Here is a 16,186-nt window from a genome sequence, read left to right as displayed (position 1 = left end):
ATGACCGCGGCCATCCAACGGCGACTGGATCTTCCAGAGCCACCCGCGCTGGCACAGCGCACCGAACTGCATCCCGAACTGAATCGCGCTCATGTGCGTTTCGTCGGGCTCGGCAAGACCTACGACGGCAAACAAGGCCCGGTCGCCGCCCTGCAAGGCATCGACCTGGCGATCCAGCGCGGTGAAGTGTTCGGCATCATCGGCCGCAGCGGCGCCGGCAAATCGTCGCTGATCCGCACCATCAACCGCCTCGAACAACCGACCTCGGGCCGGGTGCTGATCGATCAGGTGGACATCGGCGAGTACGACGAGGATCGCCTCGTCGCCCTGCGCCGACGGATCGGCATGATCTTCCAGCACTTCAACCTGATGTCGGCGAAAACGGTGTGGCAGAACGTCGAACTGCCGCTGAAAGTCGCCGGTGTCCCGAAGGAACAACGGGAGAAAAAGGTTCGCGAACTGCTGGAACTGGTGGGCCTGCAAGCCAAGCACAAGGCTTATCCGGCGCAGCTGTCCGGCGGGCAGAAACAGCGCGTCGGCATCGCCCGTGCGCTGGTGCATGACCCGGACATTCTGCTGTGTGACGAAGCCACCTCGGCCCTCGATCCGGAAACCACTCAATCGATCCTCGGCCTGCTGCGCGAGATCAACAAACGCCTGGGCCTGACCATCGTGCTGATCACTCACGAGATGGCAGTAATCCGGGAGATCTGCGATCGCGTCGTCGTGCTCGAACACGGCCGCATCGTCGAGCAGGGCCCGGTCTGGGAAGTGTTCGGCAATCCGCAGCACGAGGTCAGCCAGACTTTGCTCGCGCCGTTGCAGCACGCTTTGCCTGAAGAATTGCAAAGCCGTTTGCAGGCACAGCCTTTATCGGCGGACGCGGCCGTGGTGCTGCGCTTGCAGTTCACCGGCAGCCAGCAGGACGAACCGGATCTGGCCGCGCTGTTCGCCGCGCTCGGTGGCCGGGTGAAATTGCTCCAGGGCGGCGTGGAACGGATTCAGGGCCACGCGCTCGGGCAACTGTTGCTGGCGGTCGCGGGTTCGCAGCTGAATGCCGAGCAATTGCGTGAGCGCGCCGGGCAATGGGCACAACGCACGGAGGTGCTGGGTTATGTGGTTTGATCGCTTGCTGCAGGGTTTTATCGACACGTTTCTGATGGTTGGCGTGTCGTCGCTGATCGCGTTGCTCGTCGGGATTCCGATGGCAGTGATTCTGGTCACCAGCGACAAGGGCGGCATTTACGAAGCGCCAGTGCTCAATCGCGCGCTGGGTGCGTTCGTGAACCTGTTTCGCTCGATCCCGTTTCTGATCCTGATGGTCGCGCTGATTCCGTTCACCCGGCTGATCGTCGGCACCACCTACGGTGTGTGGGCGGCAGTCGTGCCGTTGACCATCGCGGCCACGCCGTTCTTTGCACGGATCGCCGAAGTGAGCCTGCGTGAAGTCGACTACGGCCTGATCGAAGCAGCGCAAGCCATGGGCTGTCGGCGCTGGCACATCGTCTGGCATGTGCTGTTGCCCGAGGCGCTGCCGGGGATTGTCGGCGGTTTTACCATCACCCTGGTGACGATGATCAACTCCTCGGCCATGGCCGGGGCGATCGGTGCCGGCGGCCTGGGCGACATCGCCTATCGCTACGGCTATCAGCGCTTCGACAGCCAGATCATGCTGACCGTGATCGTGCTGCTGGTGGCGCTGGTGGCGGTGATTCAGCTGGGTGGCGATCGCCTGGCGCGGGGTTTGAACAAGCGCTGAGCTCTCGCACGAAAGCGGAAAGGTCCGCTTTCGTGCCTTGCCGGGCCAAGGGTTCAGCTCACCAACAAACTGCTCATCAAGCGGCTGTCGGCCGTTCTCGCCAGATGCAATTGCTGCAGGCTTTTCGCAGCATAAACAATGCTGTCGGCATTGTTCGAAGCCATCTGTGTCCGCACCGTCGGATGGGCGTTGAACAGCTCAACGGCACTCTGAACATCCAGCGCATCCGAAACCCCCAAAGCCTGCGCGACTCCAGCGATGAAGCTGTCATGGTCACTCGTGAAGCCGTTCAGATACGCCACCGTCAATCCACCCTGCATGATGACCTCGGACACACCGCGCTCGGCAATGTCGTAGGCAGGGACGGGACGATCCAGTGCTTTTCCCATCAGGACATCCAGGTAAAAGAAATCCACTGCACCGGGCCCTACGCTCTTGAATCGATTGATCCGGTTGGTGTGCATCATTTCGTGGCCCAAAACAGCCGCAAATCCCCCTGGCTCGATGAGATTCTGGCTGATGAAGAACCGGCCATGGAAGTCGAGTGTGAACATCCGGGCCCTGCGATCCGGGTCAAACTCCACGCCCACGAACTTGTCCTGCCCCCACGGTCCCTGATACTCCCTGGACAGCGCCTCGCCCCGCGACAGGCAATCGCCGAGTCGCTCCCTGACGAGTTCATAATGCTGACCGAAGTACCCCTGCAATACTTCTGTGGTCTCGACATAGTTCGCCCCGATGCAGTCCTTTGCATCGGAGAACATTCCCTGCGCCCTTCCAAGCTCCGAACGCAAAATGGCTGAATGCTGGGGGGAAAACTGTCCCAGACCGCGCGCGACAATGGTTACGGACTCGGAAACCCGTTGCTCGAACCGGTCATCGCGGCCCTCGTAGAATTTTCCCGGCGCGTCTGTCCGGGTGTTCATGACGTTACTGATGTCGGACAGAATCGAAGCGTGCACCGGCTTCCAGATCATCGTCCGACGATCGAGTACCAGCGCAGGTCCTGATGCAACCCCTTCGGACGATAAAGTGGCGCGATACTCGCCTGTTGTCGCGTCCTGCCGAATCTGCACGACTTCGCCCGGTGCGATGTCGACGAACTGGCGCCCCTTGAAGTGCCTGATGCCCTTGGCGTCGGCCGCTGGCAATTGAGCGGGAAGTGTCAATCGGTAGTTGTTCAGCGATGGCAGCACCGATTGAATGGAAGCACTTTCAACAAGCGGCAGCGGACTGGTCGTGATGTGATCGGAAAATATCGGGAGCCCGGGCTGACTGTCGGCGACTGGTTGTGCAACTCGTGACACCTTCACCGCAGGCTCGTCGATCGAATGCGTCCTGCCAGGCCGCAAGCGGTTGAAGGTCGTGTCCGTCGCAGAACGAGGGGGCGGTGAGGTAACGGTGGTTTTGCGACCCGTGATCATGGGAAATCCTGTTTTTCCAAGTGAGTCCCTCCTGATTGAAAAGGGCAGACAACGCGACAGCCATCTATCGCACGGGCGCTATTTCAGCAGTCGCCCGAACACGCCGTGCGGTAAATAGTTATGACATCGACACCGACCTCATTGCGGATCCCTGGTCTCACAGGCCTCGCACGCATGGCGTATATTCCGATAACCCGATTGCCACCGCAGCCCGACCATGAAACAGAATCCTCTCGACCTTGAGCAGATCACCTCCACCACCCTCGGCCACTACAATTCGGTGGCCGAGGATTTTCGTGAAGGCACCCGCGATCACGATGTCAGCCAGAACATCGACGCCCTGTTGCGGCACATCCAGGGTGACGCGCCGTTTTCCATCCTCGATTTCGGCTGCGGGCCGGGGCGGGATTTGCAGACATTCACCCGGATGGGACACGTCGCCGTCGGTCTCGACGGCGCGGAGAAATTCGCGCAGATGGCGCGGGATGACAGTGGCTGTGAAGTATGGTGTCAGGACTTTCTGAAGCTGGATCTGCCGGCAGAACGCTTCGACGGGATCTTCGCCAATGCGGTGCTGTTTCATGTGCCGTTGCAGGAGTTGCCCCGGGTCTTGAAACAACTGCACGGGACATTGAAACCGGGCGGCGTGCTGTTCAGTTCCAATCCGCGCGGGGATAACCGTGAGGGCTGGAACGGGCCGCGTTATGGCTCGTATCACGATCTGCAAGCATGGCGCGGGTTGTTGACCGCTGCCGGGTTTGTCGAGCTGGAGCATTACTACCGGCCAGCGGGGCTGCCGCGTGAGCAGCAGCCCTGGCTGGCGAGTGTCTGGCGCAAGACCTGAGACTCAGGGCCCTGTCTCAACCTGAAAGTAAGCTGGCGCTTGCTCGGGCGAGCGCACGGTGATGCTCCGTGCGGGCAATGTCTGGCCCTGTACTTCGCGCCCCTGCACATCAAAATTGGCCAGCAATTGCGTGCCGTCTTCAAAGGCTGTCTGCTGCACCAGCCGATCTTCGCTCAACCATTCGAAACCGGTGAGCGCCTGGGGCGCCAGACGTTCATGCAACGGACGGAAAAAAGCATCCTGACGGGCAATCAGCGGTATGCGTTGCGCCAGAGTGTCGGCGCTGAGGTGATACAGCGGCGCGACGTTGTAGAGCAACTGAGCGAGTTCGTTATCTGCCCGTACATTGGTCAGTTTCAGGCTATCGAACAGCCAATGGTGGGACGTGATGACCGAGCCATGGAACACCGCCTGATACAACGGCAAACGACTGGCCGGATCAAAGTGAATACGCCGCAAAGATTCCTTGATCGGCACAGGTTTGAAGAAAACCTCCGGCTGCTCAGGCGGATACCACTTGCCTGCAAAATACCTGGACTTGGTGTTCTTGCTCATTTCGACGTCGCCCCAACCGATCACCGGGGTCTGCATCCCATGGGCGAACAGCACGCCTTGCGCGGTCGTTGCGTTGCCATCCTCCGAACCGGCAGGCAGCTTAAGCACTTCATTGATCCAGCGTGATGCTCCGATGTTGCCCTCGGCATTCTGTGCCTGGGTCATCGTTGCCCCGGGACGGTAGCTGTCGAACAGCATCCCGGTGGCATAGGCATCGAGAAACCAGCTATTGAAACCGGCGGCATCCCGAATGGCCGTCACACGTCGCTCAAGCAGTGGGCGCACGCACCGGGGATCGGTGTAATGCCCCGATTGCTGGAAGCCGCTTTTCAGCGTTCCATCGCTCTTCACGATTGCGCATTCAAGATTCGCCTTGTCCCCCAGGTGTGCGGTGGTCCAGTCAGGATTTTCACTGCGGCTCAGCGCCGTCTCATAGGAATCGTAAGGCGCGATCAGATAGCCCGCCGCCACGCCCGCCTTGATCGTCTCGGGGTGCCAGAGGCCGCCTTCCCAGCCCTCACCAAGTCCCAACCACAAACGGGACAGTCCGGCGTTCTGCAATTGCTTGATCGTATCCAGTGACAGAGTGCTGCCCCATCGCTCCGGCTCGGGAATCAATGCGTCGCCGAGATCGGCTGCCACTTTCGCGCGTACTTCAGCGTAACCTTTGACGAGAGCCTGCATGTCCGGCACCGCTCGGGCCTGCCAGGTCTTGCGTGCAAGGGTATTCAGGGCGTGGTTGAGACTGCGTAAAAGCACTTTTTTCTGATAGCCGCTCAACTCCCCGCCAGTGGCAAGTATCTGCAACGCCTCACGGTCCATCCCCGTTTTCAGCTCACGGGCCAGTGAGCCGCTGCCGCGCAACGTGTCGAGCAGCACGGGCCAGCTGCGCACATCCTTGGCCCCCAGCAGATCGTTGCCCCAAAGATACAGATGACTGGCGCCCGGCAGCCGCTTCGCCTGAGGCGTTTTCTCGAATTTGCTGCTCAGCGTTTCATAGCGACCGTTATCGATCAGCCATTGCCGGTAGCGTTTGGCGCCAGCCAGCGGGTCCGCCGCCCCGAGAAACAGCGTGAACGTCAATGGCGCGGACGGATCGAGCGAAGTGAAGCGATGCCGCGCGGACAGTGCCAAAGCCTTGCCCTGGGCACTGAACAACAGCCGATTGTTGAAGGGATTGGTCATCAGCCAATGCAGGCTGAAGCCATCCTGTTCAACACCCCAGAGCGGCAGACTCAGATCCTGAGTGGTATTGAATTCGCCCTGACTCAAAAGGAATGCCTGCCACACCCGATCGCCTCGCGGCACATAGTGCCCCTCGGCCAGGGGCCAGATCAGTCCCTTGCCCATCGCGCTGGCGGGTTGGCGCAAAAATTCCAGTTCTGCGGGCTCACGCGCCGTGATCGAGAAGGACAGATCACGTTGATCGAGCGCGGCACTGAGGGTCCAGGCTCCGTCATCCCATTGCCAATCGATGCGATCACCCCGTCTGCTCAAGTGGCTGACCTTATGCGCGGCAACGCCCGCCGAGGCCTGCACCGTCGCACCGTTTGCACGCGTGATACGAACAGCCAGCGTTGCCGGATCGAGTTGCACGCGCCAAAGCAAGTTCTCCAATACCGTATCGGCCTGTGACGGGGACGGCAGGCTCAAACCGGCAATCAGCAATAACACGCGCAGCCAGAAGGTAACGGTAAGCATCAGACATCCCTTCTCCTGGAGGAGAAGGGACGGTAACCGAATACTCCGATGCTGTAAGTCAGACCCTTCGCAAATATGTAACAGGCGTACTCACTGTGCCGATGACGCAGCGTCCTTCTTCGGCTCGCGAATCTTGTACCAGGCCACGTACAGCGCCGGCAGGAACAGCAGCGTCAGCAGGGTCGCAATCACGATCCCACCGATCATCGCGTAGGCCATCGGCCCCCAGAACACTTCCCGGGCGATCGGGATCATGCCCATGCTCGCTGCGGCGGCGGTCAGCAGGATCGGCCGGCGCCGGTGTTCGGTGGCTTCCACCACCGCATCCCATGGCGCGTAGCCTTTGCGCTCGAACTCGTCGATCTGGGTCACAAGGATCACCGAGTTGCGGATGATGATGCCGATCAACGCCAGAATCCCGAGGATCGCCACGAAGCCCATCGGCGTACCGGTCGGCACCAGCGCCAGCACCACGCCGATCAGCCCCAGCGGCGCGACACTGGCCACCAGGAACAGCTTCTGCACACTGTGCAACTGGATCATCAGGAACGTCGCCATCAAAAACAGCATCAACGGCAGCACTTTCGCAATCGGCCCTTGGGCCTTGCCACTCTCCTCGACCGTACCGCCGGTGGCGACCTTGTAGCCAACGGGCAGTTTTTCGGCGAACGCGTCGATGGACGGCTTCAACAGTTTCACCAGATCGGTCGGCTGAATCTCGTCACGCACCGACGCCTTGATGGTGATGGTCGGCAAGCGGTCACGGCGCCACACCAGCGGCTGCTCCAGCTCATAACGAACGGTGGCGAAGGCCAGCAAGGGGATCGACGTGCCGTTGGGCGTGACGATCTGCAGGTTCTGCAGGGTTTCCGGCGTACCGCGTTCCGAGTTCACCGCCCGACCGACCACGTTGATCAGGTAGATGTCATCGTTGACCTGGGTCAGCGGCGCGCCACTGACAATGCTGTTCATCAGGTTCGCCACGTCTTCGGACGACAGCCCAAGCTGGCGCGCCTTGTCCTGGGCGATGTCGATTCGCAGGACCTTGCCCGGCTCGTTCCAGTCGTAAATGATCTCGCCGATGTGCTCGTTCTTGTCCAGTTCAGTCGCCAGGTCGATGGCATGCTTGCGCACCTGGTCAATGTCCTTGCCGCTGATCCGGTACTGGATCGGACGCCCTACCGGCGGGCCCATTTCCAGCGCCTGCACGTAGCTGCCGATGCCGACGAAATCCTTGTGCAGCCGTTCGCGCAGGCGTTGGCTCAAAGCCTCGCGGGCTTCAAAGTCTTTGCTGACGATCACCAGTTGCGCGTAGTACGGGTTCTGCAATTGCTGGTCGAGTGGCAGGTAGAAACGGATCGCGCCCTGACCGATGTAGGTGCTCCAGCGCACGATGTCCGCGTCGCCCTTGAGCGTGGCCTCGAGCTTGTCGACGGCCTTGCGGGTCTCGTCGATCGAGGCGTTTTGCGGCAGGTTGAGGTCGACCAGAATTTCCGGTCGATCCGAGGACGGGAAGAACTGATTCTGCACAAATCGCATGCAGAACACCGCCAGCACAAACAACAGCACGGTGATGCCGATGGCCCACCAGCGATTGCGCATGCACCACAGCAAACCGCCATTGAACGCCCGACCAACGCGCCCCGGTTCGGCCTCATGGGCTTTCACGTTGGTACTGAGAATGTGCACGCCGATCACCGGGGCGAAGAACACCGCCACGATCCAGGACACGATCATCGCCACGGCAATCACCGCGAACAGCGTGTAGGTGTACTCGCCGGCAGAACTGGCGTTGAGACCGATGGGGACGAAACCGGCGACCGTCACCAGCGTACCGGTGAGCATCGGGAACGCGGTCGAGGTGTAGGCGAACGTCGCCGCCTCCTCCTTGCTCTCGCCCATTTCCAGGCGCGTGACCATCATTTCCACAGTGATCATCGCGTCGTCCACCAACAGGCCGAGGGCAATGATCAGAGCGCCAAGGGAAATCCGCTGCATGGTGATGCCGCTGTATTCCATGAACACAAACACCATCGCCAGCACCAGCGGGATCGAGCACGCCACCACCAGCCCGGCGCGCACACCGAGACTGATGAAGCTGACCAACAGCACGATCACCACTGCCTCGAACAAGGCACTGGTGAAGCCGCCAACGGCCTCCTCCACCACCACGGCCTGATCGGACACCGTGTGCACACCCACGCCAACCGGCAGATCCGCGGTCAGTTCATCGATGCGCTTGTGCAGGGCCTTGCCGAATTCCTGAACGTTGCCGCCCTTCTGCATGGCAATCGCCAGACCGATCGCCGGCTTGCCGTCGAAGCGGAATTCCGGCGTGGCCGGATCGGTGTAACCGCGAGTGATGTCGGCCACGTCGGCCAGGCGATAGAAGCGGTCGTTGAGCTTGAGATTGACCTCGGCCAGGTCTTTCTCCGAAGCGAACTGGCCCGAAGTCCGCACGGAAATCCGCTCCGGGCCCGCCTCGATCACACCGGCCGGAGTCACGGCGTTCTGCGACTGCAGGCTCTGCACCACCTGACGCTGATCGATGCCCAGCGCCGCGAGTTTGCGGGTGGAGAAGTTCAGGTAAATCACTTCGTCCTGCTGGCCGATCATTTCGATCTTGCCCAGCCCCGGGACATTGCGGATCTCGGCCCGCGCCTGTTCCACGTAATCGCGCAACTGGCGCATGGTCAGGCCGTCGGCGGTGAAGGCGTACACCGAGCCGAACACATCACCGAATTCGTCGTTGAATCCCGGCCCCTGAATCCCTTGAGGAAACTGCCCGCGAATGTCGTCGATCTTCTTGCGCACCTGGTACCAGATTTCCGGAATGTCCTTGGCGCTGGTGGTGTCGCGCAGGTACACGTACACCGTCGATTCGCCGGGGCGCGTGTAGCTTTTCACGTAGTCGAGGGAATCGAGTTCTTCGAGTTTTTTCTCGATGCGATCGGTGACCTGCTTGAGGGTTTCTTCCTGGGTCGCGCCCGGCCATTTGGTCTGGATCACCATGGTCTTGATGGTGAACGACGGGTCTTCCTCGCGCCCCAGATTGAAGTAGGAGAACACCCCCATGAGCAATGCGACGAACATCAGATACCAGACGAAAGACTGATGCTTGAGGGCCCATTCGGAGAGATTGAAAGAGCCTTTCATTGACTGTCCTCGTCAAGTTTTACGGATTGTCCGGGTTTGAGACTGTTGACGCCGGCGCTGACCACGCGCTCGCCGTTCTTCACGCCCCCCGCGAGCACCACGCTGCTGTCGGTGCGGCTGATCACGCTGACGTCGCGCGGGTTGACGGTTTTGCTTTGGGTGTCGATGACCCAGATTCGCGGTTTGCCGTCGACCTCCTGCAATGCTGTGGCAGGCAATTCGATACGCGGCTTGATCGCCGAGCTGAGGGTGACGCTGATCGCCGTGCCGAGGCGGAAGCCGTCGGGCGTATTGGCCAGGGTCAACCGTGCGCGGCGGGTGCGCGTGGCACTCTGGGCCTGGGGTTCGATCTCGCGCAGGGTGGCCGTGGTGTTGATGCTCGGGTCGAGCTGCCCGGCCACCAGAAACACCACGTCGGACGGGATCTCATCGACCAGGGTGTCCGGCAGATCGATCACCGCTTCCTTGATGTCCGGTTGTGCCAGGGTCACCACCTGCTGGCCCGCCGTCACCACTTGTCCGGCCTCGGCGTTCCACGCGGTGACCACCGCCTTGTGGTCGGAGCGTAGCTGGGTGTAATCAAGTTGATCCTTGCTCTGGTTGACCGCCGCGCGCGCCTGATCCAGCGAGGCCTGAGTGGTCTTCAGGTCCGTCATGGCAATGTCCAGTTGTGCCTGCGCGCCGACACCACGGTCGAACAGCGCTTGCTGACGGCGGGCATTGGCCTGGGCATTGATCAGTTGTGCCTGAACCCTGGCGAGGTCGCCCTGGGCCGAACGCAACTGGTTCTGCTGATCGGTCGGATCGAGGGTGGCAAGCAGCGTGCCCTTCTGCACTTCGGTGCCGACATCGACGTTACGGCTGGCAATGCGCCCGCCGACACGAAAACCGGTGTTGCTTTCATAGCGCGCCTGAATGCTGCCGGCGAAACGCCCGAGGTTTTCCTCGCTCATCGCTTCGACCTTGACCGACAACACCGGCCGTACTGGTTCCGGCGGTGGCTCGCTTTTCGAACAGGCGGCCAGCAACACGCCAATGGATAACAGCCCCAGACGCTTCATGGCTGTGCTCCCGGTTGCAGATCCTTGTAGGTGTTTTCGGCAATTTCGACCTTCATGCCCGGATGCAGCAACTGCCCACCCGCGACAATGACTTTTTCCCCACCCTTGAGGCCCTCGCTGATGATGACCTTGCCGATCAGGTAGCGGCTGACGGTGACGTTGTGCAACTGCGCTTCACCTTTGTCGTCGACCATCCACACCGCCGGATCGCTGACGTTCTTGGTCAGCGCCGACCACGGTAATTCAACGGCCGACTTGCCGGTGCCCTTGGCCGTGGCGCTCACCACCGAGCCCAGCTGCATCCCCTGCGGCAGGCTGTCGAGGCTGACCTTGACCTGCACCGTGCCGGACTGCGCGGACACCGCCGGGGTGATTTCGCGCACGGTGCCGGTGGTCTTGATGGCGGGGTTGTCGAGCAGGCTGACGACAATCGAACGCTCCGCCGGCCGTTCGGCCAGCAGGGATTCATAAACGTTGAACACGGCGTCGCGGTCACCGTCCCGGGCCAGGCTGAAAATCGGTGCCGTGGCCTGAACCACCTGGCCGACTTCGGCCTGGCGCTCGGTTATAACGCCGGGCGCATCGGCGATCAGCGCGGTGTAGCTCAATTGATCCTTGGCATTGGCCAACTGCGCCTGCGCTGCCCTCAAGGCACTCTGGCTGCTGCGCAATGCAGCCTGCGCGGAATCGTATTCGCTCTGGCTGGTGTAGCCCTTGGGCAACAGTTTCTGCTGGCGGACGAACGCGGCGGCGCTCTGTTTGACCCGCGCCTGCTCGGCCACTACCTGAGCCTGTGCGGAATCGACGTTGGTCTGCAAATCCTTCGGATCGAGCTTGGCCAGCACTTGTCTGGCCGAGACGCGGTCACCGACATCGACCATGCGCTGGATGATCTTGCCGCCGACCCGGAACGACAGTTCTGTCTGCACGCGGGCCTGGACGTCGCCGGTGAGAGTCACGGCGGCGGCGTAATTGGCGGGGTTGACCTCCTGCACGAAGACCCGGGGCAGGTATTCGGCGGGGGCCTTTTTCTCGCCGCATGCGCTCAATAAAGCGAGCAGACTCAGCATGACCGCTGTTTTCAATCCGGGACTCGCCATGCAGACTCCTTCCTGTGTACGAACGTGCAAGTGACGATACGACTGTGAGCTTAGAACAGGGTTCAACCTTCGTCCGGGCGATATATGCATTTCTGTGCAGCGAGTATCCTGACCCGGATTTCGGGGCACTCAAGAAGGATTTTCATGCTCAAGACCCTCGCGGTGGCCAATTACCGCTCGATCAATAAATTGGTGATTCCGCTGGGCCGTCTGAACCTGATCACCGGCCCCAACGGCAGCGGCAAATCCAACCTGTACCGGGCGCTGCGGTTGCTCGCGGAAACCGCTCAGGGCGGCGTGGTCAATGCGCTGGCCCGTGAGGGCGGGCTCGACTCGACGTTCTGGGCCGGGCCGGAAACCATCAGCCGGCGCATGCGCAACGGCGAGGTGCCGATCCAGTCCACCGTGCGCCAGGGCGTCAAACGCCTGCGCCTGGGCTTTGCCGGGGAAGATTTCAGCTATTCGATCGCCCTGGGCTTGCCGGAGCCGAGCCTTTCGTTCTTTTCCCTCGACCCGGAAATCAAAAAGGAATGCATCTGGGCCGGACCGCTCTATCGTCCGGCCAGCCTGCTGGTGGATCGCGACGGGCCGATGATCCGCACCCGTGAGGGTCGCAGCTGGGACGTGCTGGCCCAGCACACGCCGAACTTCGACAGCCTGTTCGATCAGGTCGGCAGCCTGCGCACCTCGCCGGAAGTGTTCCAGATGCGCGAGTTCATCCGCCGCTGGCGCTTCTACGATCACTTTCGCAGCGACGCCGACGCCCCGGTGCGCCAGCCGCAACTGGGCACGCGCACGCCGGTGCTACATCACGACGGGCGCGATCTGGCGGCGGCGTTGCAGACCATCCGCGAGATCGGCGATCCCGAGGCGCTGCAGGCGGCGATCAGCGATGCGTTTCCCGGTGCACGGCTGAGCATTGCGCCGCTGGCAGGCGGACGCTTCGCTATCGAGTTCTTTCAGGAAGGATTGCTGCGGCCGTTGTCGGCGGCGGAACTGTCGGATGGCACGTTGCGCTATCTGCTGCTGGTCGCCGCGCTGCTGACGCCACGCCCGCCATCGCTGATGGTGCTGAACGAGCCGGAAACCAGCCTGCATCCGGATCTGTTGCCAGCGCTGGCGCGGTTGATCATCCGGGTGTCGGAGCAGTGTCAGGTGTGGGTGGTGTCCCATGCCCGGCGATTGATTTCGGCGCTGCAGGAAGACCCGGAATGCAATTGCATCGTGCTGGAAAAGACCCTCGGCCAGACCGGGATCGTCGGGCAGAGGGTTCTGGATGAGCCTGCGTGGAATTGGCCTGATTAGCCTCACACTCTCGCTCCCACACCGTACCTGATCGTTCCCACGCTCTGCGTGGGAATGCCTCTGGGGACGCTCCGCGTCCAGTGACGCGGAGCGTCACGGGCTGCATTCCCACGCGGAGCGTGGGAACGATCAACGATCATCTACCAGGGAGTTAACCCTGCCACTTCCCGCCTTCGACAATCACGCTCTCAGGCTTGGTGTCATCACTCAGTTCTTTACGCACATATTGGTCATACAGCTTGAGCAGGTATTTCTCTTCCCCCAGCTTGGCCAACTCCGCGTTCACCCAATCGCGCAATTCGATGTTGCCCTTCTTAACCGCCGGCGCAATCGGCGCTTCGGCACCGAGTTTTTCATCCAGCACTCGGTAGCCCGGGTTCTGCTTGGCCCAGCTGAACAGCACCAGATTGTCCTGCGCGTAGGCATCGCCACGGCCGTTGGCCAGGGCTTGCAGGGACTCGGAGTTTTTCTCGAACTTCAGCAGTTTCCAGTCCGGATGGTTTTTGGTCAGCCAGATATCGGCGGTAGTGCCGGTGGTGACGATGGTGGTGCGGGTCGCCAGGTCATCCAGTTTTTTCACCTCGCTGCCCTGGGGCACCAGCGCCTGCACCGCGACCTTCAGGTTCGGGTTGGTGAATTCCACCGCTTCCTTGCGCTCCGGAGTCACGGTCATGTTGGCGAGGATCAGGTCGACCTTGTCGCTTTGCAGGAACGGAATGCGGCTCGCCGGCTCCACGGCCACGAACTCGACCTTGTTTTCGTCGCCCAGCAGATCCTTGGCGAATTGACGGCCGATATCGGTATCGAAGCCGACGTAACGCCCCGCTTCGTTGACGAAACCGAACGGCGGCTTGTCGGTGAACACGCCGACGATCAGTTTGTCGCGGGCCTTGATCTTGTCCAGGTAACCGGCCGGCGCGGTGCTTTCGCTGGCGACTTTCGGCTTGGCCGGTTCTTCGGTCTTGTTGCAGCCGGCCAACAGCGCGAGGCTGATCAGCGGTAGTGCGAATAAGGCTTTGGCAGTTTTCATGGCAGTTCCAGTTCCTTGGTTTGAGACGTTGTGGGCGAAGTCGTTGAAGTCAGCGCTTCGACGTAGGAGAACTTCTCCAGGAACTGCTGCGCGCGTGCGGTTTGCGGGTTCGTAAAGAAAAGCTCGGGCGGGTTCTGCTCAAGGATGCGCCCGCCATCCATGAACACGATGCGATCGGCCACCGCGCGGGCGAAGGCCATTTCGTGGGTGACGATCAACAGGGTCATGCCTTCGCGGGCCAGGCCCTGAATCACTTCCAGCACTTCCTTGACCATCTCCGGATCAAGGGCGGCGGTGACTTCGTCGAAGAGCATGACCCGCGGGTTCATGCACAACGAGCGGACGATGGCGATGCGTTGCTGCTGGCCGCCGGAGAGCTGGCGCGGGAAGGCGTCGCGTTTGTCCGCCAGGCCCACGCGTTCGAGCAACGCTTCGGCTTGTTGCTGTGCTTCGCGGCGTTCGCGTTTCTGCACTTTCAGCGGGCCGAGCAGCAGGTTGTCGAGCACGCTCATGTGCGGAAACAGGTGATAACTCTGGAACACCATGCCGATCTGCTGACGCACTTCGCGCCAGTCGGTGGCCTTGTCCAGCAATTCACGGCCGGCGAACTTCAGGTGACCGCTGTGGGCGGTTTCCAGACCGTTGAGGCAGCGCAGCAGGGTGCTTTTGCCGCAGCCGCTGGGGCCGAGGATGACGATGACTTCGCCGGATTTCACTTGCAGGTCGATGCCCTTGAGCACCTGCTGTTCGCCGAAGAATTTGTTGAAACCCTGAAACTCGATCAATGCGCTCATGCTTGCGTCCAGCGCCGCTCCAGCACGCGCGAGGCGGCCGACAGCGGGTAGCAGATAAAAAAGAAAAACAGAAACAGCGCGCCGTAGATCAGCACCGATTCGTAGGTGCGCTCGATGATCTGCTGACCGACCTTGATCACATCCACCACGCCAATCAGCACCGCCAGCGAACTGGTCTTGATGATCCGCGTGTAGACGTTGATGGTCGGAGGTGTCATGCGTTTCAGCGCCTGGGGCAGCAGCACATAGCCGTAGAGCTGCGCCGCGTTCAGCCCGATCGACAGCCCCGCTTCACGCTGCCCGCGCGGCAACGAATGCAGCGCACCGCGCGCCACTTCGCCGACCTCGCTGGCGCCCCACAGCGACAGCACCAGCACCGCACACCAGAAGCTCGGCAGGCTCAGGCCGAAGAAAATCGGCAGGCCGAAAAACAGCAGGTACAACCAGACCAGCACCGGGATCGCCCGGAACAGTTCCAGATAGATCCGCAGCAGCGCGTTCAGCCACGTCACGTTGAGCGTGCGCAGCACGCCGTAGAGCACGCCGCCGACGGTGCTGATGGCGATACTCAGGAACGAGATCGACAGGGTTTGCCCGGCGCCTTTGGCCAGTTGCGGCAACGACACCCAGAGCAGTTCAAGACCCGAACTGGCCATGCTGGAGCCTCCTTTCCAGACGGCTCAACAGCAGCGACAGCGGCAGGAACAGCAGCACGCAGATCAGCGTCAGCACGGCGAGCATTTCATAGGTCTTGTAGTAGAGCGCGATGTAGCTCTTGGTGGTGTAGAGAATTTCCGGCACCGCCACGGCCGAGACCACGGTGGTCTCCTTGAGCAGGAAAATGAAATTGGCGAACAGCGACGGCAGGCTGAGGATTCCCGCCTGCGGCAGGATCACGTAGCGCAGCAACTGGCCGTGGGACAAACCGATGGAGCGACCGGACTCAAGCTGCGCCTGGGGCACCGCATCGACGCCGGCGCGCAGCACTTCAGTGAGGTAGGCGCCGCCGAGAAACGTCATGGTGATGATCGCGGCGCTGAATCCCGAAACCTTGATTCCCAGCGCCGGCAACGCGAAGTAAACGAAGAACAGCTGGATCAGCAGCGGTGTGTTGCGCGCCAGCTCCACATACAGGCCGACCAGCTTTTGCAGGTAAGGCGTGCGGAACACCAGAATCGTCGCATTGAGCAACGCCACCAGCAGCGAGGTGCCAATGGCGATCAAACCGACCTGCAGCGTCACGCCCACGGCCTTGAGAAACGCCGGCAGGGTGCTGAGGATAAATGCGTAATCGAAGGTCATGAAACATCCTGACGCCGCTCGGTAAGCGGCGGTGGTGCAGTCCATGGACAGCGGGTAACTGTCCGGCAGGCACCGACTTTAAAGGCATAAGAAAAAGAATTTAAATACCGTTAAAGCATATTGATATCACGAAAAAACTATCCTGCGGGTTTGCC

Annotated in this window: 13 protein-coding genes; 4 read left to right on the top strand and 9 right to left on the bottom strand. The window is 61.2% G+C overall.

What is annotated here, in order from left to right; all coding sequences use genetic code 11:
- Positions 1–1,125 (top strand): methionine ABC transporter ATP-binding protein, encoded by a 1,125-nt coding sequence (locus ACEN93_RS18040; protein ID WP_495610335.1) that lies wholly within the window; start codon positions 1–3, stop codon positions 1,123–1,125.
- Entirely contained in the window at positions 1,115–1,759 is a 645-nt protein-coding gene (locus ACEN93_RS18035) for a methionine ABC transporter permease (protein WP_039764534.1), read from the top strand. The genes ACEN93_RS18040 and ACEN93_RS18035 overlap by 11 nt, the downstream gene beginning before the upstream one ends.
- A gap of 53 nt (positions 1,760–1,812) precedes the next feature.
- Here the strand turns inward: ACEN93_RS18035 and ACEN93_RS18030 are convergent, their stop codons facing one another.
- Complete coding sequence (locus tag ACEN93_RS18030; protein ID WP_052266505.1) at positions 1,813–3,183, bottom strand: hypothetical protein; 1,371 nt, start codon at positions 3,181–3,183, stop codon at positions 1,813–1,815.
- Positions 3,184–3,400: 217 nt separating this feature from the next.
- On the opposite strand from ACEN93_RS18030, the gene ACEN93_RS18025 reads away from it, so the two are divergent.
- Positions 3,401–4,027, top strand: coding sequence for a class I SAM-dependent methyltransferase (locus ACEN93_RS18025; RefSeq protein WP_039764532.1), 627 nt, complete (start codon positions 3,401–3,403; stop codon positions 4,025–4,027).
- Between the two features lie 3 nt (positions 4,028–4,030).
- On the opposite strand, the gene ACEN93_RS18020 is transcribed toward ACEN93_RS18025, so the two are convergent.
- From ACEN93_RS18020 to ACEN93_RS18005, 4 genes are all read right to left on the bottom strand, one after another.
- Positions 4,031–6,283 carry a glycoside hydrolase gene (locus tag ACEN93_RS18020; RefSeq protein WP_495610334.1) on the bottom strand — a complete coding sequence of 751 codons (2,253 nt, stop codon included), beginning with the start codon at positions 6,281–6,283 and terminating at the stop codon, positions 4,031–4,033.
- 90 nt (positions 6,284–6,373) lie between these two features.
- On the bottom strand, positions 6,374–9,439 hold the full coding sequence (locus tag ACEN93_RS18015; protein ID WP_495610333.1) for an efflux RND transporter permease subunit: 3,066 nt from the start codon (positions 9,437–9,439) through the stop codon (positions 6,374–6,376).
- Positions 9,436–10,500: an efflux RND transporter periplasmic adaptor subunit gene (locus ACEN93_RS18010; protein ID WP_074689416.1), complete on the bottom strand. Its 1,065-nt coding sequence runs from the start codon at positions 10,498–10,500 to the stop codon at positions 9,436–9,438. Before ACEN93_RS18010 ends, ACEN93_RS18015 begins: the two co-directional genes overlap by 4 nt.
- Positions 10,497–11,600: an efflux RND transporter periplasmic adaptor subunit gene (locus tag ACEN93_RS18005; RefSeq protein WP_495610332.1), complete on the bottom strand. Its 1,104-nt coding sequence runs from the start codon at positions 11,598–11,600 to the stop codon at positions 10,497–10,499. The genes ACEN93_RS18010 and ACEN93_RS18005 overlap by 4 nt, the downstream gene beginning before the upstream one ends.
- A 144-nt stretch (positions 11,601–11,744) precedes the next feature.
- Here ACEN93_RS18005 and ACEN93_RS18000 point away from each other — a divergent pair, with 144 nt between their 5' ends.
- Positions 11,745–12,905, top strand: a complete 1,161-nt coding sequence (locus ACEN93_RS18000) for an AAA family ATPase (RefSeq protein ID WP_163973828.1) — start codon at positions 11,745–11,747, stop codon at positions 12,903–12,905.
- Between the two features lie 151 nt (positions 12,906–13,056).
- Here the strand turns inward: ACEN93_RS18000 and ACEN93_RS17995 are convergent, their stop codons facing one another.
- The 4 genes from ACEN93_RS17995 to ACEN93_RS17980 are packed head-to-tail and all read right to left on the bottom strand — an operon-like array spanning position 13,057 to position 16,031.
- Positions 13,057–13,935, bottom strand: coding sequence for a transporter substrate-binding domain-containing protein (locus tag ACEN93_RS17995; protein ID WP_011331934.1), 879 nt, complete (start codon positions 13,933–13,935; stop codon positions 13,057–13,059).
- On the bottom strand, positions 13,932–14,729 hold the full coding sequence (locus tag ACEN93_RS17990; protein WP_103385561.1) for an amino acid ABC transporter ATP-binding protein: 798 nt from the start codon (positions 14,727–14,729) through the stop codon (positions 13,932–13,934). Before ACEN93_RS17990 ends, ACEN93_RS17995 begins: the two co-directional genes overlap by 4 nt.
- Positions 14,726–15,385 carry an amino acid ABC transporter permease gene (locus ACEN93_RS17985; RefSeq protein ID WP_007952770.1) on the bottom strand — a complete coding sequence of 220 codons (660 nt, stop codon included), beginning with the start codon at positions 15,383–15,385 and terminating at the stop codon, positions 14,726–14,728. Before ACEN93_RS17985 ends, ACEN93_RS17990 begins: the two co-directional genes overlap by 4 nt.
- Entirely contained in the window at positions 15,366–16,031 is a 666-nt protein-coding gene (locus ACEN93_RS17980; RefSeq protein ID WP_074689410.1) for an amino acid ABC transporter permease, read from the bottom strand. The genes ACEN93_RS17985 and ACEN93_RS17980 overlap by 20 nt, the downstream gene beginning before the upstream one ends.
- Positions 16,032–16,186 lie beyond the last annotated feature (155 nt).

Source organism: Pseudomonas sp. Pseusp21 (assembly GCF_059492145.1).
The sequence above is the reverse complement of the archived record's forward strand: the minus strand, read 5'-3'. Positions and strand labels throughout refer to the sequence as shown.